At 54.2% G+C, this 24,387-nt stretch carries 24 protein-coding genes and 1 pseudogene; 17 read left to right on the top strand and 8 right to left on the bottom strand.

Translation table 11 applies throughout. The features are described from left to right. Entirely contained in the window at window positions 1-1,086 is a 1,086-nt protein-coding gene (locus tag ACFWEM_RS13840) for an adenosine deaminase (protein ID WP_378534221.1), read from the top strand. Window positions 1,087-1,101: 15 nt separating this feature from the next. On the opposite strand, the gene ACFWEM_RS13835 is transcribed toward ACFWEM_RS13840, so the two are convergent. Genes ACFWEM_RS13835 through ACFWEM_RS13825 form a run of 3 tightly spaced genes read right to left on the bottom strand, consistent with a single transcriptional unit; the run spans window position 1,102 to window position 3,025 of the window. Continuing rightward, window positions 1,102-2,340: a primosomal protein gene (locus tag ACFWEM_RS13835; RefSeq protein WP_378534219.1), complete on the bottom strand. Its 1,239-nt coding sequence runs from the start codon at window positions 2,338-2,340 to the stop codon at window positions 1,102-1,104. A 47-nt stretch (window positions 2,341-2,387) separates the two neighbouring features. Continuing rightward, window positions 2,388-2,666, bottom strand: a complete 279-nt coding sequence (locus ACFWEM_RS13830; RefSeq protein ID WP_378534217.1) for a YbaB/EbfC family nucleoid-associated protein — start codon at window positions 2,664-2,666, stop codon at window positions 2,388-2,390. A 17-nt stretch (window positions 2,667-2,683) separates the two neighbouring features. Continuing rightward, window positions 2,684-3,025 carry a hypothetical protein gene (locus ACFWEM_RS13825; RefSeq protein ID WP_378534215.1) on the bottom strand — a complete coding sequence of 114 codons (342 nt, stop codon included), beginning with the start codon at window positions 3,023-3,025 and terminating at the stop codon, window positions 2,684-2,686. Window positions 3,026-3,117: 92 nt separating this feature from the next. Between ACFWEM_RS13825 and ACFWEM_RS13820 the strand changes: the two genes are divergently transcribed. From ACFWEM_RS13820 to ACFWEM_RS13765, 12 genes are all read left to right on the top strand, one after another. Next, window positions 3,118-4,464, top strand: coding sequence for a recombinase family protein (locus ACFWEM_RS13820; protein WP_378534213.1), 1,347 nt, complete (start codon window positions 3,118-3,120; stop codon window positions 4,462-4,464). Between the two features lie 945 nt (window positions 4,465-5,409). Then, entirely contained in the window at window positions 5,410-6,558 is a 1,149-nt protein-coding gene (locus tag ACFWEM_RS13815) for a hypothetical protein (RefSeq protein WP_378534211.1), read from the top strand. A gap of 568 nt (window positions 6,559-7,126) precedes the next feature. Beyond that, entirely contained in the window at window positions 7,127-7,273 is a 147-nt protein-coding gene (locus tag ACFWEM_RS13810; RefSeq protein WP_378534209.1) for a hypothetical protein, read from the top strand. A 460-nt stretch (window positions 7,274-7,733) separates the two neighbouring features. Then, entirely contained in the window at window positions 7,734-8,186 is a 453-nt protein-coding gene (locus ACFWEM_RS13805) for an HNH endonuclease signature motif containing protein (protein WP_378534207.1), read from the top strand. A gap of 376 nt (window positions 8,187-8,562) precedes the next feature. Continuing rightward, entirely contained in the window at window positions 8,563-8,997 is a 435-nt protein-coding gene (locus ACFWEM_RS13800; RefSeq protein ID WP_158170907.1) for a hypothetical protein, read from the top strand. Further along, on the top strand, window positions 8,994-11,021 hold the full coding sequence (locus tag ACFWEM_RS13795) for a hypothetical protein (protein WP_378534204.1): 2,028 nt from the start codon (window positions 8,994-8,996) through the stop codon (window positions 11,019-11,021). Before ACFWEM_RS13800 ends, ACFWEM_RS13795 begins: the two co-directional genes overlap by 4 nt. Before the next feature lie 58 nt (window positions 11,022-11,079). Further along, entirely contained in the window at window positions 11,080-12,411 is a 1,332-nt protein-coding gene (locus tag ACFWEM_RS13790; protein WP_378534202.1) for a phage portal protein, read from the top strand. Then, window positions 12,408-12,815, top strand: coding sequence for a phage scaffolding protein (locus tag ACFWEM_RS13785; protein WP_378534200.1), 408 nt, complete (start codon window positions 12,408-12,410; stop codon window positions 12,813-12,815). The genes ACFWEM_RS13790 and ACFWEM_RS13785 overlap by 4 nt, the downstream gene beginning before the upstream one ends. Before the next feature lie 127 nt (window positions 12,816-12,942). Further along, on the top strand, window positions 12,943-13,830 hold the full coding sequence (locus ACFWEM_RS13780; protein ID WP_378534579.1) for a phage major capsid protein: 888 nt from the start codon (window positions 12,943-12,945) through the stop codon (window positions 13,828-13,830). A 243-nt stretch (window positions 13,831-14,073) separates the two neighbouring features. After that, window positions 14,074-14,367, top strand: a complete 294-nt coding sequence (locus ACFWEM_RS13775) for a hypothetical protein (RefSeq protein ID WP_378534198.1) — start codon at window positions 14,074-14,076, stop codon at window positions 14,365-14,367. A gap of 2 nt (window positions 14,368-14,369) precedes the next feature. Next, on the top strand, window positions 14,370-14,750 hold the full coding sequence (locus ACFWEM_RS13770; protein ID WP_378534196.1) for a hypothetical protein: 381 nt from the start codon (window positions 14,370-14,372) through the stop codon (window positions 14,748-14,750). Beyond that, window positions 14,750-15,178: a hypothetical protein gene (locus tag ACFWEM_RS13765; RefSeq protein ID WP_378534194.1), complete on the top strand. Its 429-nt coding sequence runs from the start codon at window positions 14,750-14,752 to the stop codon at window positions 15,176-15,178. Before ACFWEM_RS13770 ends, ACFWEM_RS13765 begins: the two co-directional genes overlap by 1 nt. Before the next feature lie 162 nt (window positions 15,179-15,340). On the opposite strand, the gene ACFWEM_RS13760 is transcribed toward ACFWEM_RS13765, so the two are convergent. The 3 genes and pseudogenes from ACFWEM_RS13760 to ACFWEM_RS13750 all read right to left on the bottom strand — a co-directional run bounded on the left by ACFWEM_RS13760 (window position 15,341) and on the right by ACFWEM_RS13750 (window position 18,193). Continuing rightward, window positions 15,341-16,732 (bottom strand): hypothetical protein, encoded by a 1,392-nt coding sequence (locus ACFWEM_RS13760; RefSeq protein WP_378534192.1) that lies wholly within the window; start codon window positions 16,730-16,732, stop codon window positions 15,341-15,343. A gap of 97 nt (window positions 16,733-16,829) precedes the next feature. Continuing rightward, a pseudogene (locus ACFWEM_RS13755) lies at window positions 16,830-17,861 on the bottom strand (C40 family peptidase). Next, window positions 17,858-18,193 (bottom strand): type VII secretion target, encoded by a 336-nt coding sequence (locus ACFWEM_RS13750; RefSeq protein ID WP_378534190.1) that lies wholly within the window; start codon window positions 18,191-18,193, stop codon window positions 17,858-17,860. Before ACFWEM_RS13750 ends, ACFWEM_RS13755 begins: the two are co-directional and overlap by 4 nt. A gap of 60 nt (window positions 18,194-18,253) precedes the next feature. Here ACFWEM_RS13750 and upp point away from each other — a divergent pair, with 60 nt between their 5' ends. Continuing rightward, window positions 18,254-18,877 (top strand): uracil phosphoribosyltransferase, encoded by a 624-nt coding sequence (upp, locus tag ACFWEM_RS13745; RefSeq protein WP_007727319.1) that lies wholly within the window; start codon window positions 18,254-18,256, stop codon window positions 18,875-18,877. On the opposite strand, the gene ACFWEM_RS13740 is transcribed toward upp, so the two are convergent. Together ACFWEM_RS13740 and ACFWEM_RS13735 are read right to left on the bottom strand one after the other, a co-directional pair. After that, on the bottom strand, window positions 18,874-20,466 hold the full coding sequence (locus tag ACFWEM_RS13740; protein ID WP_378534187.1) for a phospho-sugar mutase: 1,593 nt from the start codon (window positions 20,464-20,466) through the stop codon (window positions 18,874-18,876). The two genes, upp and ACFWEM_RS13740, sit on opposite strands and share 4 nt — an antisense overlap. Continuing rightward, window positions 20,463-21,260: a purine-nucleoside phosphorylase gene (locus ACFWEM_RS13735; RefSeq protein ID WP_378534185.1), complete on the bottom strand. Its 798-nt coding sequence runs from the start codon at window positions 21,258-21,260 to the stop codon at window positions 20,463-20,465. Before ACFWEM_RS13735 ends, ACFWEM_RS13740 begins: the two co-directional genes overlap by 4 nt. 67 nt (window positions 21,261-21,327) lie before the next feature. Between ACFWEM_RS13735 and ACFWEM_RS13730 the strand changes: the two genes are divergently transcribed. Genes ACFWEM_RS13730 through ACFWEM_RS13720 form a run of 3 tightly spaced genes read left to right on the top strand, consistent with a single transcriptional unit; the run spans window position 21,328 to window position 24,344 of the window. Continuing rightward, a complete protein-coding gene (locus ACFWEM_RS13730; RefSeq protein WP_003940710.1) occupies window positions 21,328-22,026 on the top strand; it encodes an enoyl-CoA hydratase-related protein in 699 nt (232 codons plus the stop codon). A 12-nt stretch (window positions 22,027-22,038) separates the two neighbouring features. Beyond that, window positions 22,039-23,199 (top strand): M20 family metallopeptidase, encoded by a 1,161-nt coding sequence (locus ACFWEM_RS13725; RefSeq protein WP_378534181.1) that lies wholly within the window; start codon window positions 22,039-22,041, stop codon window positions 23,197-23,199. After that, window positions 23,196-24,344 carry a M20 family metallopeptidase gene (locus ACFWEM_RS13720; RefSeq protein WP_003940741.1) on the top strand — a complete coding sequence of 383 codons (1,149 nt, stop codon included), beginning with the start codon at window positions 23,196-23,198 and terminating at the stop codon, window positions 24,342-24,344. The genes ACFWEM_RS13725 and ACFWEM_RS13720 overlap by 4 nt, the downstream gene beginning before the upstream one ends. Window positions 24,345-24,387: the final 43 nt, after the last annotated feature.

Raw genomic sequence — 24,387 nt, 5'->3', positions numbered from 1 at the left:
ATGAACGCACCGGAGTTGACCACGATCCGCAGCGCACCCAAAGTTCTTCTCCACGACCATCTCGACGGAGGACTCCGGCCCGAGACCGTGCTCGAACTGGCCGAGCAGTGTGGCTACGACGAGCTGCCGGCGAATTCGGCATCCGAACTGGCACAATGGTTCCGAACTGCCGCTGACAGCGGTTCACTCGAGCTCTACCTCGAAACGTTTTTGCACACAGTCGCCGTGATGCAGACCCCGGAAGGGCTTGCGCGGGTGGCACGTGAGTGCGCCGAGGATCTGGCCGACGACAACGTCGTCTATGCCGAAATCCGTTTTGCGCCCGAGCAGCACCTGGAACAGGGCCTGAGTTTGGACGAGGTCGTCGAGCACGTGCTCGAGGGCTTCCGGGCCGGCGAATCCGCTGCCAGGGTCGCGGGACGGGAGATCCGAATCGGGTGTCTCCTGACGGCGATGAGGCATGCCGCCCGGTCGCGCGAGATCGCCGAACTCGCGGTGCGATTCCGGGACCGCGGAGTGGTCGGGTTCGACATCGCCGGCGCCGAGGCCGGGAACCCACCGAGCCGGCATCTCGACGCTTTCGAATACATGCGTGATGCGAACGCTCACTTCACGATCCACGCGGGCGAGGCCTTCGGATTGCCGTCGATCCACGAAGCGATCGCGTTCTGCGGAGCGGACCGGTTGGGACACGGCGTGCGGATCGTCGACGACATCGAGGTAGGCGGCCACGGTGGGGCAGAACTGGGTAGGCTCGCAAACTACGTCCGTGACATGCGCATTCCCCTGGAACTGTGCCCGAGTTCGAACGTACAGACCGGAGCCGTAGCCGCCCTGGCGGACCATCCGTTCGGACTGTTGGCGGACTTGCGCTTCCGCGTGACCGTCAACACCGACAACAGGCTGATGAGCGACACCAGCATGAGCCGGGAAATGGCGGCGTTGGTCGAGACCTTCGGTTACGGCTGGAGCGATCTGGAACGCTTCACCATCAATGCGATGAAGTCGGCCTTCATCCCGTTCGACGAGCGCCTCGCGTTGATCGACGACGTCATCAAGCCGGGTTACGCAGTGCTCATCGGATAGATGACGTGGACCCGACTACTCAGGTCGCAACCGGGCCTCGAACTCACGCTCGAGTTCACGCCAGGCCTCGGATTCCTTGGTGAACGGCGCACTCGGGGCCATCCGGGACGGATCGGGATTGAGAAGGTAGGAGACGTACCAACCCAGCTCGTTCGACGCGGACAGAACTTCCTCGGTGGAGTCGTCGTCGGCGAAATCCGCTGCATCGGTGAACAATTCGACGGCAAGCTCCAACTGCTCGGCATCGACCACGTCCGGGCCCTGCGCGAGGTCGTCGGCGATGCCGGGCAGAACGTAGACGTTCTCGTCCGTGACTTCGATTTCGAGTGAACCGTCGACGGCAGCATTCTGAATCTCGCCGTACGTGCTGACCTGCGAGAGATCGTGTTCGTGGTTGTCCGCGAGATAACGAGCGAGTGCGCGCTCGCTGCGGAAGACGGTGATCAGTCCGTCCTTGCCGAGGAAGATCGCCTGATCTCCCATGTAGCAGCGCAGAGTGTAGAAAGTCTCGGCCGAGGTGATGATGCGGATCGGATCGACGCCGACCTCGCCCCAGAAGGTCTCGACTTCGTCTTCGCCCTCCTCGAGGTCGTCCTCGTCGAATTCCTCGTCCTCGCCCTCCTCGGCGACATCGTCGGCGTCGACGGTGTTCTCGGCAGCCGCGAGCAGTTCAGCTTCGGCGACCGCGACGGCGGCAGCGTCGACCTTCGGGGAGGTGACCACCTTGTCGATGGCGTCGAGAACGGCGTCCCAGTCCTTGACGATTGCGGCACCGACCTGATCCCACAGCTCCAGTCCTTCGCGACCTTCGAAGGTGCCGGCGCCAGTGGCCAGCGCGCCGAGTACCGGATGGCCGCTGAAGAAGCGGATGACCGCGTCGAGTTCGCACACCTCACCGATGTTGCGAGCCATGTTCAGGGTGTCTTCGAGTTCCGAGACCACCAGTGCCTCAGGGTCACCTGCGGCCAACTCGGGCACGCCGACGAAGTCGAAGGTGAAGTTCTCTTCCGGCTCGAGCTCGGCTGCCGACAGTCCGGAGACGACGGCCCACGCCGGATGCTCGACCAGGTCGTTGTCCGAGTCGGTGCGGATGAATGCCGCGAGCTCCGCGACGGAGGAGAACCCGTAGAGGTCTTCCTCATGGCCGAGAAACGCTTCCCACTCGTCGTCGCCCTCGCGCCAGCGGGGTGCCCACAAAGTGACGAGGTCTCCGTCGGTGAGTCCGATTTCGATAGGGACGATGTCTCCAGCCATGGGCGGAAGCCTATCCACCGCAGAGCGAAAGGCATAGCGGGGGTTGGTCACGTTTGTTTCAGCGACACGCGGAGCTCACCCACCAGCCGTTCTCGTTCATCATTGGACTGCTGAACTGCCTGGTGAATGGTTGCCACCGTCAGTGCGGCTACCGTGCGCGAATCCATGGCGGTGATCGCATCGGTGATCCGCAAGTCGACCAGAGCGCCCAGCCCGTCGACAGTCGCTGTGACTATCCCACCTTCACTCGAGACGACCGCCCGCAGAGCGGTGACCCCGTCGACGGCGTCCTGCAACAGCCCGGTCCGGTGTTTCGCCAGCTCCATGATTCGATCCATCTCGTTCATATCGAACGCATCCAGCTCGACGGCAGGCTCTGGTCCTCTGTGGCGTCGACATCAGCGAGTTCGTCTCGCGTCGCGAGACCGAGTCGATCGAGGATCGCCGCCGGCACGCCGGTCTGCTCGAGCTCCACACGATGGCGGACACCGGCTTCGATTGCAGCTTTCGAGGACAGCGCGAGTATCTGCTGCGCCAACCGTGCGCCGCCGTACCGCAGTTCGCCCTGGCTGATCCGCAGGTCCACGGGGACAGCATGCTCCGTGGCGCGGACCGCGATGGTTCCGGCGCGGTTGACGGCGACGGCTGTGATGATCGGCGGCGATTCCCGCAGGTTCTCGGACATGTTTCCTGTCATTCTGTCGGGCGGTAGAAGCCCTACTAGACTCGAATCTGACGGCATTCACGCTCGTCGGATCAGAACGACAGGACACTAGCATGAGCGCCGGAATCTATTGCCGCATAAGCAAAGCCGTCAAAAATGACGAAGACGACATAGATACCTTGGGTGTTGAGCGGCAAGAGCAGCTTTGCCGTGAGCTTGCGCAACGGCTGAATCTCGATGTGACTGACGTGTACGTAGACAACAACCTATCTGGCAAAGCTGGTGTGAAGAGGCCACAGTACGAACGGCTGATGACCGACATTTTGGACGGCAGGATCACAACGGTTCTGGCGTGGAAGACCGACCGATTGAGTCGTGACCGCTTGGCGCTGGAAATCTTCTACCAACTGTTGCGGGACCATGACACGAAGTTGCAGACCGATCAGGAAGGGCCGGTACATCTCAATACGCCTGACGGTGCACTGATGGCCGGTATCAGGGCCGAAATCGCTCAGTACGAACGAGCAGCTACGGCAGAGCGTGTGAAGGCTCAGAAGCGTCAGAAGGCGCAACGTGGCGACGTGTTGCCTGGTCGGTACCGAATGTTCGGCTACGCGGACAAGGTCAGAACTGCTGTCGATCCTGTTGAGTCGGTAGCCGTCAAAGCTCTGTTCGATGACTATCTAGCTGGTATCTCGATTCGGCAGCTTGCGAAGCGATTGAACACGCAAGGTCTGGCATCTACTGGTGGCAGACGATGGGACTCGAAATCGGTATCGGCTCTGTTGCGTCATGCCGCATATGCTGGACTGCGGGAGTTCGATGGACAAATCGTGTCAAATGGCAAGTGGCCCAAGATAATTGACAAATCTGTCTATGAACGAGTGCAAGTGAAACTCAGTAGCAACGTGTACAAGGGACCACACGGAAACACGAAGCATCTGCTTGCAGGGATTTTGTACTGCGAACTGTGTCTGACGAAGCTGATCAGTGCCAGCACTCGATACAAGGATCAGACGTATCGAACCTATCGTTGCTCACCAAACTACGGTTGCGGCAAGCTCAGCCGTCGTGCAGAGCCAATGGAGCAGAAGCTACTTGAGGTGACATCAGCAGCGTTGGCGAAGGTGCCGCGCAATGTTGAGCCGTTTGATACCTCTGAACTTGATGCCATTCAGCTAGACATTGACTTGCTTGCCGCTGCACGTAAAGAGGGAAGAATTACAGTACCCATCTTCATTGATCAGGTCGAAGCATTGACCAAACAAAAAGACGCACTGACGAAATCAAGCGTCAGTGCGTCTATGTCTACGAGTACCGTCGATGAATTTGTGAACGGAACCATAGACCAGCAACGAGAGGTCATCAAGTCGTTCTTTCCTGCCATAGGTGTTCGTAAGATTGGTGGAGGCAGAAAGTTCGACCTAAGTCAGCTCATCTTTGATTCAGAATTAGATTAATCTTGTTGACTAGTTCGTCTGAGTACACAATATTGGATACGATCTTCTGAACTAGCTGGTCATTTTCGTCTTGTGTCAACGGTCATTCAAATTTCCTTTCTGTAGATTCGGTGCCAGACCTTGTGTCTGACGTTGCTACGAGCGCCCGTATTTGAGCGGTATGCTGATCTGTCGCTTTATAAAACTCCGTCCTGGTCACTCAGTGTGGTTCTGAGATTCCAATTAATTTGAGAGCTTCTGACGGTCATTCGACCGGAATAGCTTATTCATGAAATCTATGTCATCCTGAGTGATCGGAGGAGCGTTCTTCAACTCTCGTTCGACTGCTAACGCAAGATCGTAGTTGGTCATCGGCATCTTTCTAGATAGTTTCATAGGGCTATTGCTGGTTTGGTTTGATGAATCAGATCATGATGAACGAGAAACTGCAAGCAGTAGTTAGCGCACCGCCCAAAAATGCTCTGACCTGCACTGATTGCTCTCAGACATTATCTAAAATCTTGTTGCAGACAAGAGTTCAAACTATTTCATACTGTCTGACTCGTACCGGCAAGGAATGCTCTGGTCTGATATAATAGAAAGATAGGGCAACCTATAGGAATTAGAACATTGTGTCATACCTTGTGGAATCACCCTCTTGAGAAATCAGGAGGGTGTTTCTATTTAGTTTCATGCTTGACATACCGGCCAATTCATGACAATCTCAAGCACGTCGGCACATTCTTGAGAACATTAAGAAATCAGATAGTTTCATTAGCGCTAACCGTGCGACAACTTGCATTAGTGAAGAACTGCGCGTAAAATTAGTTTTAGAGAATCATCCCACCAACGGACATTGGCAAGGAGAATTTACAAGACTTTCTTTTGGAATAGAAATAATGAGAATCCCTGACTTGTGTCCGCGAGTCAGGGATTTTCTATTCCAAAAGAAAGAAGTGATTTAGTTTGAACACAATAGAAGAAACAGAGTGGACTTGGGCAATGCCTGGTTCATGCTCTACATGTTTGATGGTCGAATGTACTTGTAATACATCCATCCAATCTCAGATAACTAGTACTACGTATTTTGATGACGATTCCAACATTCCTGATGATGACGATTCCGACCAGGACTTGCCTGAGTCGCAAGTATCGGTGGCCGCTGTTCACAAGCACACCACAGATATTTTCATTCCCTACAAGCCGAACACTCGCTCGATAGGGTTATTTAAGAGTCTCAAGGAACAGTTCCCTGGCGAGTCGGATCGAAAGATCGCTGAGCGACGTAAGAATATTCAGCAAAGATGTCGAGAAATCATGTACGAGCACAACCCTGACCCGCAAGATTACGACTATTTCGCATCAGGATCGAAAACCAAGAGAAAGAAGCCAACCTTGACCTATAAGCGTTATAGCCTGGTGACGGTAGTCGAGTCCAGCCTAGAGAAGCACGTTTTGCCAGTTCGGATGAACCAACATGAGAAGTTCATGCGGGAATTGAAGTTGTGGGCGAGTCGCAAGCCTGACGATACAGATGTAGTGCTGTCTATTGCTCTTGAGAAATACTCAGAAGTTCTGATCAGTCACCCCAACAAACTCAATGCTTGGTACATGACAGCGTGTAAGAACGCCTACACCGACGAGTTGCGAAAGAGGCAAGCTCAGAAGCGTAGCCATGAAACCGGCGCAGTCTCGATTGAGGCCAACGAGGAAATTCAGGTAGGTGTCTATGACCATTACCCGTCAGATACTGAATCCTGGTTCGCTGCACTAAGCAGCAGGCAGCAGTCAGGACTCATTGAAGCAGTTCAATATATCAATGAGAATCATCCTGACGATGATCTATCTATACGTGTACCTGAATCTATCAAAAGAAAGATCAGAGGTATAGATGTTCCTCAATCCTTGACACATAGTACTACGTATTTTGGTAGCAGTTTCAACATCAAGGCTGATCGACAGAAGGAGAAGCAGGTTTTCGAAGACTCATGTAGCGATGTTGAGATATCAGAAATGAGTGAGTATGACGTTTTGAAGTTCCAAGGGCGTGAGAGAAGATTGAATCAGTATGAAAAGGAAGGAGGGATGACGATTGAGGGAAAAACGGAAATATGACAATGAACAGTCTGTGAACGCGGAGCGAGTAAGCCAGATATTCGAACAGATAGAAATATTGTTGGTCGAGGCTGTCGAGCTTGGGTGTTCGAATGGTCGAATGAAATTAGGACTAAGGCACCTTTTAGGAAAATACACAAAAGATAGAGTTCAGTGATAGGGGAGAGGCCAACGGATTACGTTGGCCTCTCTCTTTGTCTCTGAGATACCTATTGCTAGAGCGCGTAATGGGATTACACGGACTTTGGCCGGCTGTTGGTAAGAATGTATGCCTGAGCAATTCCAATCGCTTAGATTCGATATTACAAGAATATTTGGATATTCAGCAAAGAATGCGTATAATGTAAATAGAGACGCTAACGATTCTTGTCGTTAAATTCAAGTCTCGTGGAGATAGTACTAAATGAATGATTATGACGAAATTGTCTGTCTGACTTGCGATAGAACTGATTGCGATCACGACAATAAGTTGGTGCTCGGGTGATAGAAATATTTGACTTTTGCCCAGAATGTTCAGAACCGAAAACCTGTGAACACGAACAGTCTTTCTCGATAGGTTGGATTTGAGATGACTGAGATTGAATTTATCGAGGTCGATCCGATGACGTTGGAATCGAAAGACGTTGCAGCACAGATGAAGTCGGATGAAGAACGTGTTGAAGATATGAAGAAGTTCATTCAAAATCTGTTCAAGAATGCTGGTGGTGCTGAATGAACGACTATGAAGAATTTGACTACGAAGCGATAGCGCTTGAAGCCAGAAATCTTAGGCTAGAGCTGGAAGCTCAGTTTGATAGAAGAGGCCAACGCATTGCAGATTAAGTATTTCCGTGACGGCGAATGTTGGCGCTACGTTGGACCACACAGCACGACAGGATATCCACAGATTGTGATCGACAAGAAACGGCACCAACTTCGCCGGGTGTTGTTTGAGAATCTGATCGGTCCTATTGCACAAGGCAAGGAAGTCAAATCTACTTGCGGCAATAGATGGTGTATCCGTTGGGAGCATCTTCTAATAAATCCAGCAAGGGCGTACGAACGGAAGAGACCGTTTACACATTGTTTGCACGGTCACGAACTCACAGATGAAAACGTGTACGTGCAAAAATCAGGGAAGTCATGCAAGCAATGCAGAAAAGATCAATATAGAAGACGTAAAGCAGGAACAGTAAATGAATGATGAAGTGGTAGAAAATATGACCGATTTCAGTGACTCAGTTACTAGATCAGATGAAGACAAATATGAGCGTGATTTACCCTATACGGTTGATCACAAGAACTGTTGGATATTCGCACTTGGAAGCCGTGACAAAGGTGGCTACGGAGTTGTGAAAATTGGCGGTAGGAATTGGTACGCACACAGATATCAGTATGAAAAGCATAATGGGCCGGTACCCGAAGGCATGGAGGTTCGTCATATTTGCAAGAATCAGCGAGACTGCGTAAATCCAAATCATTTGACTGTTGGTACTCATGCTCAGAACATGGCTGACATAAAGGAACACAAAAAGAGTCTTTGTTCTGTAGGTCATGAGTTGAACAGGCAAAATTCATATTGGTTTGCCGGAACGCTGATTTGTAAGATATGCAAGGCGCAGAAGTTGGCGGCGAGTAAGAGTGAATGAATATCAAGAACCAATTGCTTATCGTAAATATTTGATAATCTCGAAAATCGCCGGGGTCCAAATTCCTATTGAAGAAACACCAAAGAACATACAAAAGGTAGTAGATGAAATGAACAGAAAGTTCTGGGTAGATGACTTCAAAGCCATAAGGCAAGACAGAAAGCAATATTAGATAGAAAAGTGTAATATTAAGACAGTGATTATTCAGTACAGTCGTACTGATTGATCAATTAAGGTATTGCGATATCGCGTCTGTACTTAAAAGCAGTTGTTTTCTTTTTACACAACTCTGACAGTCAGACACAAAGCTAGGTCAAATCAAATAAGAAAAAGGAGATAGAAATGAAAATCATAATCAATAAAGAGGTGACGCTGAATGGCGAAATATTCGGAGGATGAGAGAAGAGCATTTGCCGAACTGGCGGGTGATGTTGGATTGAGTGCTGCCAGAAGGGAATTGGGCTATCCATCGAGCTGGGCAACTGGCAAAAAGTGGACAGAGGAATTCGGCATAGAGATTGAACTCGATGAGCTGAAGGCGAAAGCCAGTGCATACAATAATTGGTACAAAGACTCCGAACTGCTGATCGCACAGCAAGACCTGATTGCCAGAGCGCGAGACCTGATGGACTCCAAGACTCTCAATCCGGCAGAGCTAGAGAAGCTTGGTCAGACGATCAAGCGCGCAACTGAGATGATCCGTGTCATCGACGGCAAGGCCAACGTCTACACAGCCAAGGAAGACACGACAGAGCTTGAAGCCTTGCAGATGTACGACGAGTTCCAGCGAAGCAGAGCTGATGATGCGTGAATCCGTTGGAGTACATCGGTCAGTTTCCGCGTGAACTGATTGCATCGTCCGAAGGTCGAAAACTGCTGACCAGGCAGGACCCTCTGTTGTTCAGTGTGGTCTACCTGAGTCACAGCATCAGGTTCGAAGGTCAAGAACCATCGTTCAGTCAGTTCCATCTTGATCTGGCTGAGTATGCCAAGTCTTGGATGCAGACCGATTCCCAACGAGACTGCTGGATTGCTCCGCGTGAAGCTGGCAAGTCTCAGTGGTTGTTCAAGATTCTGCCGTTGTGGGCAGCAAGTCATGGTCACCTGAAGTTCATTGCAGCGTTCTCGGATGCTGGCTCACAAGCGACTGATCATCTTGATTCGTTCAAGTTCGAACTAGATCACAACAAGCTGCTGCGCAAAGACTATCCAGAGTTGTGCAAGCCGATGATGCGCGGTGCAGTGAAGAGGTATGTCAGTCAGAGCAACGAGCAGATTCAGCAAGCCAATGGATTCAGCTTCTCGGCAAAAGGCATTGATGCAAAATCGCTGGGTATGAAGATCGGTGATCAAAGACCTGATCTAATTTTGTTGGATGATATTGAACCAACTGAATCCAACTACTCAGTCAATGAAGCAGAGAAGCGCAAGAGAACAATGCTTGATGGAATCTTCTATCTGGGATCAAGAGCGAAGATCGTTATCGTTGGTACTACTACAATGCCTGGTTCAATCATCGACCAATGTCGCAAGGTTGGAGAGCAGAAATCGTTACAGTTGAATGCAGATTCAAGTGAGCGATTATCGAATATGAATGTCAGTGCTTTTGCCGATACTTTGTATTATGACAAGCTGGATAAGGTTAGCCTAACGAGTTCTAATTTAGTTTCTAGTACCTCAGATCATCTAGAAACGATTGAACATGCTTTCGGGCAGTCAGTGACCGAACAGGGGATAAAGTCGCTCAAATCGGATATCATCGTTCAAACTCCGGCATCTCCAGATGATCGTTCAAATGAGCTTAGTGAAGATTTGTCAAGTTCGGGAAATCGGAGCATTGATAGGGAAGATGGATATATTAGCGAGCCTGTTAAGAATCTCGTTGATAACGATTCTGGCGAAAGCTTGACTTCGGCTGAGAAAAGTGATCTTAATTCGGTTTCGATTTCTGATGACACATCTACATCTATTTCTTCTATGAGCCAACCAGGCGCTTTGACACAACCATCTTTTCTAGAAAAGCAACAGGCAGAGCTGGAAAAATTCAATATCAAGTCTGAACCTAATAGGGGAGAGGCTGACATTGAACAGACAGAGCTTGATGACTCTATAGATGCTGAACTTCAATGGGTAATTGATGAACGAATCAATGTTCACTACTACCCGGCGATTGTTGTAGACGAACTGGGCAACGAGCAGTCATGGTGGCCTGAGTTCAAGTCAATGCAGGTTCTAAATCGTGATCGTCACACCAGAGCATTTGCAATGAACATGATGAATCGCCCGGTCAATGTAGATGCGCAGTATTGGAACGAGCAGGACATTGTGATTACGGAGGCTGAGAGCTACGTCAGAACCTTGATCAGTGTTGATCCGGCTGTCAGTACCAAGACCTCAAACGATTACACCGCTTTGGTTGTTGTCTCGCTCGCGAGTGACGGCAAAGTTTACGTACGTCATGCGGAACAGCTCAGACTTGTCAGCACGGAACTCAAAGAGCGTGTGAACGATCTGATCGAGCTTTTTGATGTTGGTCTGGTCTACGTAGAGACGAACCAGGGTGGCAACTTGTGGAAGTCTGTATTTGACGGAGTAAAGGCGAACTTCAGATCGGTGCATCAGACTGAGCCGAAAGCTTTGCGAGCAGCTAGAGCGCTTGACTACTACCGTAAAGACAAGGTTCGACACACAAGACACTTTGATCAACTTGAAGAACAGATGTACTCGTTTCCGAAGGTTGCGCACGATGACTTGATTGACGCAATGGGTACAGGCGTCCACTACTTTCTATCAGCTAGTAGTCAGCCCAAAGCGGTACGAAAAACATATATTTAGAAAATGAACTATCATATAAAGGTGGTTACTACAAAAAGGAGAGTTATTAACAAAGAATATGTCAGAATTGAAAACAGCAGTACAAACGATACTTGATAGAGCGAAAGGCTATCAAACAGCTCAGAATTATTATGACGGAACCGTTGACGAGATTTTCGCCAGCGCGAAGGTCAAACGAGCACTAGAAAAAACAGGCAATCAGTTCCGCGTGAACTATGCCAAAACACCTGTTGATGCAGTTGGATCACGATTGGAAATCACAGGTGTTGCGACACTCAGCGATCAGGCGAAGCAGCTTATTGATCAGGCTTGGAAAGAAAACAACCTTGAACTTGAGTTGTCTCAGATCATCACCAATACGTTGATTTACGGAGATTCGTACGTCTTTGTGTGGCCTGACGAGCACGATCAGACACAGATTTACTACAACTCGCCTCTGTCAACAGTCGTCATCTATGACATAGAGAACCCTCGCAAGCCTGCCTATGCAGCGAAGCTATGGACGATCGAGCTGGAAGACGGCAGACAACGAGTTCGGGTCAATCTGTACTTTGCCGGCCGAATCTGCAAGTTCATCAGCAAGTCAGAATCTCTGCCAATGACAGTGCAGGACAGCGACTTTGAGCCGTTCGTTGACGAAGGCACAGACGAGCAAGGTCAGCTGGTCAACGAGTACGGTCAGATTCCCATCTTTCACCTATCAACGGGCACACCAGAGCACCTAGCGGCATACGGGCCACAGAACGCAATCAACAAGCTTCTGATTTCTCAGATGAGCAGCGTGGAGGCATATGGGTTCCCTACCCGCTACGTGATCGCTGGTGACCACACAGGCAGTCCTAGTGACTTCGGTGACGATGACGACAGCAACACGCTGAGCAACGAGCCTGGCGAACTCTGGTGGCTTCAAAACGTCAACAAGGTTGGTCAGTTCGATCCAGCCAAGCCTGAGACGTTGATCAGCCCGTACAGGGAGTACGTCAGAGCTATGGCATCAGTGACCAGCACACCGCTGTCATACTTCGAGAACACTCAGACCAACGTGTCAGGTGAAGCGCTCAGAGCTGCCGAAGCACCGCTAGTCAAGAAAGTTCGATTGCGTCAGCTTGCCATCGGCTCAGCTCTGCGCAAGATGTTCCTGTTCGTGTTGAAGCTCAATCAGATTGATGAAGACGTACAGCTTCAATGGCGTCAGATCGAGTCAATCGACACGTCTGAGACTTGGGACATTATCAAGAAAAAGCGTGATGCTGGTCTGCCAGCAGAACAAATTTGGCTTGAACATGGGTACGACACAGCTCTTATTGAGCAGTGGAAAAAAGCTGGTCTATTGGATCAGCCAGCAACAACAAATATTACTGAAAAAGAAATTGGAGATGAAGCAGCATGAACGAAGACACAAACGAGCTAGATCAGATGAGAGAAGCGCTGAAGAATGCAAATGGTGAATCAGCAGCGCATAGACACAAGGTGAAAGAGCTTGAACAACAAGTGCAAGCATTGTCGGAAACGGCAGAGCGTGTGACTGCAAAGTACCGTCAAGGGCAGATTGACGCTCAGCTTGAACGCAACGGAATTACGAACACAAAGATTACAAAGTTGCTCGATTTGAGTCAGATAGGACTTGACGATGACGGCAATGTGACCGGACTCGATGAACAGATCGAATCAGTCAAGTCAGAGTTTCCTGAATTGTTCGAAACGAAGCGATCAGCCCCAAAGGTTGATGCAGCCGATAAGCCAGCAATCAAACGTCAGCTAACCAGTGCTGAACGACTGCTTGGAGCGAATTAATACAATTCTTGATATAATAGAATTAACATAGAGTGAGATGCTCGTTAGTTATGGAGTGAGATACGAAATAGCTTTAGTCTATGCGGGACGTTAAACCGTAAATTCATAATGAAAGTAGTTTTTTGAAATAGCAGCAATTAATGCAAATGCTTGGATTCCTGAAGAGTTTGGCTCAGAAGTAATCACAGCAGCAGAACAGAATAGCGCCGTAGAAGCATACGGACGAAAGATTAATATGTCTTCAGATACTCGTAAGGTTGCGCGTATCGGAGAATCAGCAGTAACAGTAGTTCCGAAGTCAGGTGCATACCCTGAAGACCCAGCAAATCTGGATACAGTGCTTTTGGATACCGTCAAGTTCGGTGGACAGAACGTAGTTGCAGAGGAAGACATTGCAGACGCAAACGTAGACGTAATTTCAGCGTTGCAGAAGTCGTGGGCACTCAGTTATGCAAAGACATTGGATAACGCTTGTCTTGGAACAACAGCAGCAGGAAACGGTACAACCGTACCTTTTACTTCTGTTTATAGAGAGGTGAGCCAAGGTGCAGCAGCTCATAAGATCGCAACAGCCGGAGCTGTTAGCTATGACAAGATCAGCCAAGTATTCGGCAAGGTCGAACAGGGTGGTTTCTGGTCTGACAGCGATATTCTCGTTATTGCTCACACAAGCATCAAGGAAAGCCTGCGCGGTCTTGTTGACAGCACTGGTAGACCGTTGTTTGTTGAAGAGGTATCGGCAACACAGCCAGCAACACTATTTGGCTACAAGTTGCAGTTCTCTGACGGAGCAAAGACAAGTGCAACCAACTTGCAGAACCCAACAGGAAATCCACTGTTGATCGTTGGAAACCGTCAGCACTTGATTCTAGGTGTTAGAAGTCCTATTGAGACAATGATCAGCACTGAAGCTGGTTGGAACACTGATGAAGCTCATTTGAAGATGCGAGCACGTAGAGCCTTTGCTGTTGGACGAGCAAAAGCCTTCGGTATCTTGGAAGTAACAGGAGCGTAAGAAATTCGAAGCGGCTCAGCGTTCAATGCGAGCGTTGGGCCGCTTTGTTTTACATATGAAAAAGTATGACTATGAGTTTCAACTGAGTTTGCCTACAATCGACTACTTTCACACGGTAGCCATGACTGTTGGTTTCAGCACTGCTGAGATGTACTTGCAACTAGGCAATTCCGATTTCAAGACGAAGCTGCGTGATCGAACATGAGAAAATTCTATGTCGGTCAACGTCCAACAGGTTCAGTCTTGTTCAAGATCGTAGATGAGCACAAGCAGCCGATAGAGGTAATGCGATACCTGACGGCAAAAGTGTTCATTCGCAGACCTGATGGTTCGATCTATTCGGAGGGTTCAGCGATTCCGGTCAATTCTCGGTATGACGCTATTGAATACGAGTTTGGCGAAACCAGTCCGTTTGTAGTGGCTGGTGAATATCAGATTCAGATTCGATTGAGTATGGACCTGGGAGACGGTACCGGGCCGTTTGACTACACGGACATTATCGCTATCGACGTTATAGAAAGTTTGGAGGGAAGCTAAAGATGTTAGCAACAGATGCAGATGTACTAGATATTACTGGATATACAGTCAATGATCAGCAGATCAGACGAGCTCAGGGAATCGTAGAAGTGATTGCAGGAAAGCCAGAGAGTCTTGTCACGAATGAAACCGACAAGCATTGGCTCAAGTATGCCGTGTGTTGGCAGTCTGCTTACCTGGACAACTCAGACGTGTTCGCACAAGCGAATGTAGAGCAGGTAAAGCAGGACAAGACCACTGTTACCTACGGAGAAAAGACGTACGCCGTCAGTCCGCTTGTGGTTGAAGCAGTCAAGCAGCTCAGCTGGAACAAGTCTCGTTCGATCATGACCGGACCGAATACGGTCAGAGCGAATCGTATGCCTGATTGGTGGTATTGGTGATGCCTAGATTCATTGTTCGATCATGGCCAAGTCTGGTGGATATTTATACGGAGTCAATTACTTATGACCCTGAGTCGTTAGAAACGATTCGTGTATGGAACTATCTTGATCCTGAGACGGTCGAGTGCAACGTGGTTGCGTTGAATCCAGAAGATAGCTTGGAAACCTTCGGTTCAGAGTATGTCAACAAAAAGTTCGTCAAGCTCGAAATTCCAACAGGTCAGTTCGATCTAGGTCAACAGGCTGGAAACTTGAGAAGCAAAGACGGCAAGCAGCGTTATTATCAGCGGTTCATTGATGGAAACTTCTACCCAGAAGTGTTCAACATCAGTAACATTGGCACTCGTATCGACATTAACGGTCAGATTGACTGCTACGAGCTGTATTTAGAGCTGTATGCAACTACGATCAAAAAGATCGCTAGATAAACGAAAAGGGCCACAAGCTGAATGCTTGTGGCCCTTATTCTTACCCGGTACAAAATAAACACTCTAGGAGGAGTGTGGAACCCTTCTATTATATCATTTTTCGCATTCACTGGAGCCAATAGTATCTTCCTCCTGTCTGTAGGGCCAGTTCGGTTAGACGGCTCATTTTACGGAGTCTGATTTAGTTTTTTTCGGGTTCTCTTCCTTCGGAGTTTGACTTTTGGGTGCATTGGGGAGGAGATTCACAGAGTTGGGTTTAAGTCCGAGTTCATTTCTTGTTGCCATCATTAGCGCAGCATGCATTGTATCAAGCGTGTGCTGGTGCATTCTTGCCCGATCTTGAAGGATTGCAAGCCTGTTATCGGATATTGTTTGCACTTTCGTGCCGCGCTCTGTTTTGATGTACCCGGCTTTTATTTCTCGAAACGAGTCATTGCTTCGTTGGTGTAGCGATACGACTGAGTTGGCAAACTTGGTGATTTCTCCGTCGTTCGCTGACTGTAACTTCAAGTTCAAGGTACTTAGTTTGTCTAGCTCCTTCATCATTTCTTCCGACTGCAAGCCTGTTTGGAAGTCGCCTTCGGATTGACATAATCTGTTTCTGGTTTCAGATGAATTGATCAGATCGGCTACGTCTTCCTGTATTCGAGTCAGTCGCCAGGCTTTTTTGTCCCGTTCATCGCTGGTTCCTGCGCGAACCCAGGCGAATGCCGAAATGATGAACGCAAGTGCGGCGAAAATTAGCGCCGCAATAACCCACTTGATTGTGTCGCTTCCCATTACGTCTGAGCCTTCCGGGTTTTCAGTGCTTGAGCTAGCTGTGGTATCCGGTTCGATGCAATGTGGGAGATCGGTCCTTTTACCTTTTGTAAATGATGCCAATGAGCGTGAAAGAATTCCGTCGCTATTGATTTTAGTACAAGATTGACGAGATACTATTTCGGAGGTCGGGAGAGTTTGGGTCGTATCCTTGTACAACAGAATAGTTGTCCAACGTACGTCAGAGGATAGGACGAATGCACTCCGTTTTTCGCCGGATGAAAACTCAATATTTTCTTGCGGTAACCATATGCTCGAACTTGATACTACCGCCATAATTATCGGCGGTAGTATCATCGGAATTATCGACACGTTTGTTAGTATAAGACCTTTCCTCTTTGCGCTGTATCGCCTGACCTGTATGGATATAAAGTAAAGAATATAGATTATGAGAATTATTATTGGAACGAAAAACATTAACGATACGACTATGATGCTAAGAGCGCTGAGTGCCCAATCGGGATGCGGCAGTCTCTCTTCTTTATCTTTTGAAAGTTGATTGTCGACAAACATTAGGAGTCCAATTACTACTAAGTTTGGCATCAATGGAAGGATCGTGGCTGTAACCAGGGATGGGATATCCAGGGTTTGTACCAGAGTCTTAAGGACCTCGGCATCTCCTCCGGAAACGGAGAGTACTTTCATTCCGGCAATAAATACGGACAGTCCTGAGACGACTACCACCGGGTTCTTCAATGCCCAGCTTTTTGCTTGTTGGGGAACGGGTGTGGTCACCTCGGCTGCCCACACTGAGGTGCAACTACAGGGAAGGTTGATGGCCGGGGCATATCGATCTAGTCCGATCTGTGAGGTTATGCAGATGGGGTTGATCTTAGAGTGTCGGCGCTGTTGAGACGGCAGTATCTGTATAGTGCGTTATTGATCGGTAGAAGCCGTGAAAGCCCATGCCGCTGTTCGTGGTTCGGATGGAACTGACTTCGACAGGGTCACCGGCCTCCACCATCTGACCGTTGCCGATCACCATGGCGACGTGTCCGTCCCAGACTGCGAGGTCGCCCGGCATCAGATTGTTCTGATCGACCTGGTTCCCGATTCCTTGTTCCTGGGCCAACCTCGGAATATCGACTCCGGCTTGGCCGTACGCCCATTGCGTCAACCCGCTGCAATCCAGACCGACTCCGGGTGTCGTGCCTCCCCAGGCGTACGGGACTCCCTGTTGAGTGAGCGCGTTGCGTACGGCGGCAGCGGCCTCGGCGTTCGGTGCGGTCGCGATCGAGCCGTCGGGGAGTTCAACCTCTACACCGCCTGCGGAACCGGAACCACCAGCGGAACCCGAACCACCTGCGGAACCGGAAGTACCCGCCGAACCCGAGGCGCCTGGCGCGGGTTCCGGTATCGGGACGGGTGGGATCAGCGCGGACATCTTGTCGGTCGACCCGGCCAGTTCACCGCGTACCCGCTCGACTACCGAGACCGCCCGCCCGAGGTGCTCCAACGCGGCCGACAGCTACATCAATTGCCCCATCGGTGTCGCGAGCGTCGGCCCGGCCTTGACGGCGAGCGTCAGGAAGGACTGAAGAATCTCACCGAGTTCGGTCATTCCCGCGGACACGGACGTTGTGGCTTCGTCCACGACGCGGGCGATGTTGCTCCCACGATCGGCGAGGTTTCGCGTCGACGTCTGCGTCTGCTCGGTTTTGGTCACCGCGGCGGTGAGAGCATTCGACGAACTCTGGGTGGACGCCAGTTCGCTCAGTGCGGCGCTTCCCAATTGGTAGGCGATCTCGAGGAGGTCCGAAGCGATTCGGATGCCGACGTCGGGTCCACTTGTGCTGAGGACGCCGGTCCCGACAGTGTCGACCAGATCAATGATCGGTCGTGCGAGAGCGTCGACGTCGATCATGAGCGTGCGGCTTCGACGAGAGCCATTCGGACGGATTCCTCGGAGTCGAGATAGACGGCATGAGCGTCGCGGGCGGCCGACCGGACACTGGAAATTACAGCGGACAGTCGATCGATGTCCTCGACATGCGCTTGTTGTGCTCGGCCCGCGACGCGAACGAAGTCTCCGCCGATCAGCCCCAGCACAGCGGACAGAGCGGTGTGATCGCCGCCGGCCGCGTCCTGTCGAGCTTGCGCGACGTTGTCGGCAACCGTGCCCAACCGCGCGGCGAACTCCGCGATGCTTTCGGTGTGTAGATCCAGATTTGTCAACTTGTCTTCCCCCCGTTGCACTTACTCCTTCTTGGACGCCGCGCGGGGTGCTTCGGTTCCCGAGGAACTATTCTGATGGTCATGCAAACGCACGTAGTCGACCATCCGCTCGCGGCGGCCCTCTTGACGACAATGCGTGATGCACGCAGTGAGAACGCGACGTTTCGTTCCGCACTTCGCAGGCTCACGCACATGCTGGTCTACGAGGCCATGCGTGACGCGGAGGTCGAGGAGTTCCCGGTCGACACCCCGGTAGCAGCGACGACGGGCATCCGGCTCGCGAAGCCGCCTTTGCTGGTTCCGGTGCTGCGCGCGGGTCTGGGCATGGTCGAACAAGCCAGCGCACTGATCCCGTCGGCCGGGGTTGGCTTTGTCGGGATGGCCCGTGACGAAGAGACACATCAGCCGGTTCCGTACCTCGAATCCCTGCCCGCGGATCTGTCCGGTATCCCGGTATTCGTGCTCGATCCGATGCTCGCGACCGGTGGTTCGATGGTGCACACCATCGACTTGCTGGTTGCGCGTGGCGCGACCGATGTCACGGCAGTGTGCGTCGTAGCTGCTCCGGCCGGCGTCGATGCGCTGGCAGCCTCCGGACACCCGGTGCGTCTGGTCATCGCGAGCATCGACGACGGACTCGACGAGAACGCTTTCATCGTCCCCGGACTCGGTGACGCCGGCGATCGGCAGTTCGGACCCCGCTAGAGCGAGAGGGCGAAGGTTCGGAGTTCGGCCAGCCGGGCCTTCGCCTGCTCGCGCGCGTTCGCGAGATCGCTGCGGTCGGCTACCGGGACCACGACTTCGAGATAGCACTTGAGCTTGGGCTCGGTGCCGGACGGTCGCACAACCACGCGGATCGACGGTCCGTCGAATATCACTGCGTCGGTGCGCATACCGCCGCGAACCAGGGACAAGTCTTCGACGGTCACCGGCTCACCCGCGAGCTGGCCGGGCGGATCGGCGCGTAACCGATTCATCATTTCGGTGATGTCGCTCGAGTCCTCGACGCGGCGGGATACTTGGTCCCCGCAATGCAGTCCGAATTCGACGGCATAGTCGTCGAGAACATCCAAGAGGGTTCTGTTGCTGCTCGCGAGGGTGGCAGCCAGATCGGCCACCAGTACGGCAGCCGAGATTCCGTCCTTGTCGCGCACCACATCCGGATCGACGCAGTGCCCGATCGCTTCTTCGTAGGCGTAGACCAGTCCGTCGCCGGCACGCGTGAGCCACTTGAACCCGGTGAGTGTCTGCGCAAACCTGGCTCCGCGGGCTCTCGCCAACTTCGAGAGCAGGGTCGAGGAGACGATCGTCGTCGCCACCAACGAATCTTCGGGCGCCGTGCTCAGCACGTGGTCGGCCAGAAGCACCCCGGTTTCGTCGCCGCGCAGCATGCGCCACTGATCACCGTCGCGAACTCCGACGGCGCAGCGGTCGGCATCCGGGTCGAGTGCGATCGCCAGATCCGCGTCGACACGTCGGGCGAGTGCGAGAAGCCGGTCTGCGGCGCCGGGCTCTTCGGGATTGGGAAACTCGACGGTCGGAAACGTGGGGTCGGGATCGAACTGCTCCGCCACGACGTGCAGGTCCTCGAATCCAGCTGCTCGCAGAGCAGCTGTCGCAGTCTCGCCGCCGACGCCGTGCATTGCCGTGAGCGCAATCCGGATCGAGCGGGCGTCGCCGTGCGGGAGGGTCGCGATGCGGGCGATGTACTCCTCGACCAGAGAATCGTCGGCCGGAATCACCGATGCTCGCGCGACGTCGGCGGCACTACCGATGCGGGCGATCTCGCTCTCGATTTCACGATCGGCGGGGGAGACGAGTTGCGCTCCGCCCGAGAGATACACCTTGTAACCGTTGTCGGCGGCAGGATTGTGGGAGGCAGTGATCTGGATACCTGCCGCTGCCCCGAGCCTGCGCACCGCGAACGCCACCAGCGGTGTCGGCAACGGACGGGGGAGCAGGGTCACCTCGAACCCGGCCGCCGCCATGACTTCAGCGGCGGCGAGAGCAAATTCCTCGGAACCGCGCCGGGCGTCGCGGCCGACGACAACGCGGGAGCCGCCCTGGCAGCGAGCTGTCAGCCAGGCCGCCAGACCGGCCGTGGTCCGGATGACGACCGCGAGGTTCATGCCGTTGGGGCCGCCGCGCACCGGCCCGCGAAGCCCAGCGGTGCCGAACGCCAGTGGCGCGGAAAAGCGTTCGGCCAGTTCATGTTCCGAAAGGACTGTCAGCTCTGCGCGGGTGACTGGGTCCGGATCGGCGTCGATCCACTCGGTGACGTGGGTAGGTGTCACAGTTGCTCGACCAGTTGACGCAACAGCACTCCCATCCGGGCTGCCGACGCTTTGCCTGCCGCCAGCACCTCCTGATGGTCCAGCGGGGCCCCAGTGATTCCGGCGGCCAGGTTGGTGACCATCGAGATGCCGAGAACGCGGGCGCCGAGCGCGCGGGCCGCAATGGTCTCGTGAACCGTCGACATGCCGACCAGATCGGCGCCGAGTGTACGAAGCATTCGAATCTCGGCCGGAGTCTCGTAGTGCGGACCGGGAAGCCCGGCGTAAACACCCTCGGCAAGGTCCGGGTCGATCGAGCGAGCCAGCGCGCGCAGTTCCGGCGAGTAGGCGTCGACCAGGTCGACGAACTCCGCGCCGACGAGCGGGGACCTGGCCGTCAGGTTCAGATGGTCGCTGATCAGCACCGGTTGGCCGACGGCGTAGTTTTCAGCAATACCGCCGGCCGCGTTGGTGAGGATGACCGTGTCGGCGCCGGCAGCGATGGCCGTTCGGACCGGGTGGACGACGGTGGCGAGATCGTGGCCCTCGTACGCATGCGCGCGCCCGAGCAGCAGCAGGACTTCCGTGTTCCCGACGCGCACCGAACGGATGGTGCCCGCGTGCCCGAGCGCCGACGGTGGGGCGAAGCCAGGCAGATCGGCCATCGAGACTTCAGCCGTCACGTCCGCACCGGAATCGCCGAACACGTCTGCGGCGTCGGTCCACCCCGACCCGAGCACGATGGCGACTGACGGTGACGAAGAACCCGTCATAGCGGACAGAGCAGCGGCGGCGGCCTCGGCGATCGTTCCCATGTGAGCAACCCTACTGAGGAGTCGGGTCGGTTCGCCGGGTGAGTTGGCGGGCGTTACTCTCCCATCCATGCCTTATCTCGAACGCGACGGCGACGTATTCATCCTGTACCTCGGCAACGAGGGCGAAACGGACAACGAGAACCGCTTCGGCCCCGAGTGGATCGACGCTGTTCACAGCAAGCTGGACGAGGTCGAAGCGCACGAGGGGCCGGCAGCCCTGGTGACCACGGCGACGGGCAAGTTCTACACGAACGGCCTGGACACGACGTGGATCTTCGGCAATCTCGACGGTCTTCCCGGCTACCTGGACAAGGTCCACACCATCTACAGCCGGCTGCTGACCTTCCCGATGGCCACGGTCGCGGCCGTGCAGGGGCACGCATTCGGCGCCGGTGCCATGCTCGCGTCCTCGCACGATTTCCAGATCATGCGCGCGGACCGTGGCTTCTACTGCCTTCCCGAGGTCGGACTGAACATGCCGTTCACAGTCGGGATGTCTGCATTGCTGAACAGTCGTCTGCCCAAGCAGACGGCGGTCGACGCGATGACGACGGGGCGTCGATTCGGCGGCGCCGACGCGCTTGCTGCCGGCATCGTGCAGGAAACGGTCGACGGCGACGGAGTGCTCGCGGCAGCAGTGGCCAAGGCGTCGGCCTTGACGTCGACTCACGGCAAGAACTTGGCGGGAATCAAGGCAGGTATCCACCGCGATGCACTTGCGGACCTCGCTCAGGTGACTGACAAGAGCAACTTCTCCTTCGGGTGAGACAATGATCGCGTGAATCAGAATGTCGACAGTGCAGTCAGGTCTGTAGAGGCCGATCTGATTGCGCTGTCGCATTCGATTCACAGCGACCCGGAACTCGCCTTCGAAGAGTTCCGCAGCGCTGCCAAAGTGTCGGACCTGCTGGCGCAGCACGGTTTCGCGGTCACTCGCGGGATCGTCGATCTGTCGACGGCTTTCGATGCCACCTACGGCAGCGGAGAGTTGGTCATCGCGATCTGCGCCGAGTACGACGCGCTGCCCGAGATCGGTCATGCCTGTGGGCACAACATCATTGCCGCAGCCGCGGTCGGAGCCGGCATCGCGTTGGCTACCGCGGCCGATGAACTGGGGATCACCGTCCGGGTGATCGGTACTCCGGCGGAGGAAACCGGTGGCGGCAAAGTTCTGATGCTCGAGCGTGGTGCATTCGACGGCGTCGGCGCGGCCATGATGGTTCATCCAGGACCGATCGACATCATCGGTGCCACCTCCCTGGCCCTGGCGGACATCGCGGTCAGCTATCACGGTCGCGAGGCGCACGCGTCTGCTGCGCCTGAATTCGGTCGTAATGCCGCCGACGCGGCGACGCTCGCTCAGGTGGCGGTCGGGCTGTTGCGTCAGCACCTGCAGCCAGGCCAGCAGATTCACGGAATCGTCAGTGACGGCGGCACGGCTCCCAACATCGTTCCGGCCCGGTCCGAACTGCTTTACTACCTGCGTGCCGAGACGGCCGCGTCGTTGGCCAATCTGTCCGAGCGTGCCGACGCCTGCTTCGCCTCGGGCGCACTCGGCACCGGATGCACCCACGAAATCCGCACGGTATCGCCCACTTACACCGAGTTGACCCCCGATCCGTGGCTGGCGGCGGCGTACCGTGAACAGATCGTCGATCTCGGACGGGTGCCACTGGCGGTGGAATGGGAGCGCTCCCGTCCGCTGGGTAGTACGGATATGGGTAATGTGACCAATGTGATTCCGGGAATTCACCCGGTCATAGGCTTGGATTCATCGGGGGCAGTGACACATCAGCCGGAGTTCGCGGCGGCGTGTATCACCACCTCCGCAGATCGAGCGGTAGTCGACGGTGCAATTGCGTTGGCCCGCACTGCTGTCCGGGTAGCGTCCGATCCAGAACAACGCGCCCGTCTGTTGGAAGGGGTAGATCGCCGGTGAACGCGGCAATCGATACGTGGATTCACGCGCACACCGACGACCTCGTCGCGTGGCGCCGACACATCCATGCCAACCCGGAGTTGGCTCGCCGCGAATACGCGACCACCGAATTCGTCGCGACCCGCCTCACTGCCGCTGGGCTGTCGCCGAAGATCCTTCCCGGTGGTACCGGCCTCACGTGCGACATCGGACCGGAAGGTCCACGAATCGCACTCCGCGCCGACATGGACGCTTTGCCGATGCAGGAAGCGACAGGGGCGACGTATTCGTCCACGGTCCCCGGTGTGTCCCATGCGTGCGGGCACGACGCCCACACCACCATCCTGCTCGGCGCCGGACTGGCTCTGGCCACGCTGCCCGAACTTCCCGTCGGGGTTCGGCTGATCTTCCAGCCCGCCGAGGAAGTCATGCCAGGCGGAGCGCTCGACGTCATCGCGGCCGGCGCGCTCGACGGTGTGTCCAGAATCTTTGCTCTGCACTGCGATCCGCGACTCGAGGCAGGCCAGGTGGGCATGCGTCTGGGCGCGATTACCTCTGCTGCAGACACCATCGAGGTCGTCCTCGATTCTCCGGGCGGGCACACGTCGAGGCCGCACCTGACCACGGATCTGATCTACGCACTCGGCACAGTCGTGACCGGACTGCCTGGAATGCTCAGCCGTCGTATCGATCCGCGTACCGGCACCGTCATGGTGTGGGGCGCGGTCAGTGCAGGTCAGGCGCCCAACGCGATTCCGCAGACCGGCATGATGACGGGCACGGTACGTACCGGCGATCACGACACGTGGGAGTTGCTCGAACCGCTCGTGGAAGAAATCGTCCACGGACTGCTCGCACCCACCGGCGTCCGCTACCAACTCAACTATCGTCGCGGAGTGCCACCGGTCGTCAACGACGAGGTGTCCACCCGGATGTTCGAGGACGCCATCGCGACCGTCGGACAAGATGCTCTGGCGGACACCCCGCAATCCGGTGGTGGCGAAGACTTTTCGTGGTACCTCGAAACCGTGCCGGGTGCCATGGCGCGGCTCGGCGTGTGGTCGGGTGAAGGCGATCAGCTCGACATCCACCAACCCACTTTCGATCTCGACGAGCGTGCACTCGGCGTCGGTGTGAAGGTTCTCACGAGCCTGGTTCTGGGATAGTTCCGGTTCCCGTCGGGGGTACCGTTTTTCGTTCGTTCGAGTG

It is taken from the genome of Rhodococcus sp. NPDC060176 (assembly GCF_042728675.1).
Taxonomy (GTDB): domain Bacteria; phylum Actinomycetota; class Actinomycetes; order Mycobacteriales; family Mycobacteriaceae; genus Rhodococcus_F.
Note: the sequence above shows the minus strand (reverse complement) of the source record. Positions and strands in the feature narration are given on the sequence as shown.

What these genes read in the sequence shown, in the direction of transcription:
- ACFWEM_RS13840 (WP_378534221.1), top strand. Translation starts at nt 1, where the DNA reads ATGAACGCACCGGAGTTGACCACGATCCGCAGCGCACCCAAAGTTCTT.
- ACFWEM_RS13835 (WP_378534219.1), bottom strand. Translation starts at nt 2,340, where the DNA reads ATGGCTGGAGACATCGTCCCTATCGAAATCGGACTCACCGACGGAGAC.
- ACFWEM_RS13830 (WP_378534217.1), bottom strand. Translation starts at nt 2,666, where the DNA reads ATGGAGCTGGCGAAACACCGGACCGGGCTGTTGCAGGACGCCGTCGAC.
- ACFWEM_RS13825 (WP_378534215.1), bottom strand. Translation starts at nt 3,025, where the DNA reads ATGTCCGAGAACCTGCGGGAATCGCCGCCGATCATCACAGCCGTCGCC.
- ACFWEM_RS13820 (WP_378534213.1), top strand. Translation starts at nt 3,118, where the DNA reads ATGAGCGCCGGAATCTATTGCCGCATAAGCAAAGCCGTCAAAAATGAC.
- ACFWEM_RS13810 (WP_378534209.1), top strand. Translation starts at nt 7,127, where the DNA reads ATGACTGAGATTGAATTTATCGAGGTCGATCCGATGACGTTGGAATCG.
- ACFWEM_RS13805 (WP_378534207.1), top strand. Translation starts at nt 7,734, where the DNA reads ATGAATGATGAAGTGGTAGAAAATATGACCGATTTCAGTGACTCAGTT.
- ACFWEM_RS13800 (WP_158170907.1), top strand. Translation starts at nt 8,563, where the DNA reads ATGGCGAAATATTCGGAGGATGAGAGAAGAGCATTTGCCGAACTGGCG.
- ACFWEM_RS13790 (WP_378534202.1), top strand. Translation starts at nt 11,080, where the DNA reads ATGTCAGAATTGAAAACAGCAGTACAAACGATACTTGATAGAGCGAAA.
- ACFWEM_RS13785 (WP_378534200.1), top strand. Translation starts at nt 12,408, where the DNA reads ATGAACGAAGACACAAACGAGCTAGATCAGATGAGAGAAGCGCTGAAG.
- ACFWEM_RS13770 (WP_378534196.1), top strand. Translation starts at nt 14,370, where the DNA reads ATGTTAGCAACAGATGCAGATGTACTAGATATTACTGGATATACAGTC.
- ACFWEM_RS13765 (WP_378534194.1), top strand. Translation starts at nt 14,750, where the DNA reads ATGCCTAGATTCATTGTTCGATCATGGCCAAGTCTGGTGGATATTTAT.
- upp (WP_007727319.1), top strand. Translation starts at nt 18,254, where the DNA reads ATGCAAACGCACGTAGTCGACCATCCGCTCGCGGCGGCCCTCTTGACG.
- ACFWEM_RS13735 (WP_378534185.1), bottom strand. Translation starts at nt 21,260, where the DNA reads ATGGGAACGATCGCCGAGGCCGCCGCCGCTGCTCTGTCCGCTATGACG.
- ACFWEM_RS13730 (WP_003940710.1), top strand. Translation starts at nt 21,328, where the DNA reads ATGCCTTATCTCGAACGCGACGGCGACGTATTCATCCTGTACCTCGGC.